Origin of the sequence: Paenibacillus germinis (assembly GCF_013141785.1) — a bacterium.
In the GTDB taxonomy this organism is placed as follows: domain Bacteria; phylum Bacillota; class Bacilli; order Paenibacillales; family NBRC-103111; genus Paenibacillus_E; species Paenibacillus_E phytorum.
Window position 1 is genome coordinate 1 of sequence record NZ_WHOC01000182.1, and the last position, 1,057, is coordinate 1,057.

General features: G+C 36.8%; 1 protein-coding gene. It reads right to left on the bottom strand.

Features of this window, described 5'->3' with window-relative positions; all coding sequences use genetic code 11:
• Positions 1-221: 221 nt before the first annotated feature.
• Positions 222-653, bottom strand: coding sequence for a hypothetical protein (locus GC102_RS35235; RefSeq protein ID WP_171693655.1), 432 nt, complete (start codon positions 651-653; stop codon positions 222-224).
• Positions 654-1,057: the final 404 nt, after the last annotated feature.

Consider the following 1,057-nt stretch of genomic DNA (forward strand, 5'->3'; position numbering starts at 1 on the left):
TTATGTGCCACGGTATTGAGCTAACGCAGAACGATACTTAAATAAAACAGGGACAGTCTAGGACTTTATTTTCTAGTCCCTAGCTGTCGCTGTTTCGATTCGAAGGGTCAGTCTAATATATATTTTACGGAGTCTGACGGTTTTCTGTAAATAAAAGCCGCGTGCTCTCAAGACATTTGCTCTAATACTTTATTTTCACCAGACAATCATTTGTACCTTTTTCATTTTTTTGAAATGGATGCTTTAATGTTCTTGACCGGAAAATAATTGACTTGAACATTAATTTTATCAACCATTTGTTCTAATGAAATATCACCCTTCGAATAAAGTCTTGCATCACTCGTATCAAATAGTATTACCGATTCTGCTTTTCGTGGATTATTCATAAAAGTGACTTTTACCGATTCTGCATCTGTAGTGCTCGTAACGCGTAAAAGCTTATCTAAGACTTTTGAATTATCTCCTGTTAAAAAATCTATATCGCTCCTTAACATGAGATATGGATTATTGTATGTAAAAAAACGTTTTTCGCCACTAGTCACTATTTTTTCATCAAAAAGTTGCTTTACTATTGAATCAGTTGTGCTGATATCAACACTATATGTACTTGCATCCCATGTCACGGTTGCCCCAACAACTTCACTACTTGTCACGAACAATGATACATAAAAAATATTTCGTTGAACTAACGGAGAACTATGTTGAATGACGGAGCTGCCGACACGATCGGCGGCTTTGTTACGTTAAAGGGCAGGTTAGTTTGGTGGCTGTTTTGTCTTGAATATATGGAATAGCAATTTACAGCTGCTTTTTAGTCAGGGGGCAGTTAATTCAAAGGGGAAACGTAAGTTGAATCATAACGGAAGGTCGTATTATTGGTATGTCCAACAAGATGCCGAAGATTTTGGACGGATTAACCTGAAAATTGTTTCAGAGGATAAGAAGTTTATAATTTCGTATTGTCGGGTGACAAGAACATTCCCGAATTTGACAAGAACATTATGACATTCCCGACGAATTGCGAATAATTCCAATATGTGGAAGAGCGGAATGGAGG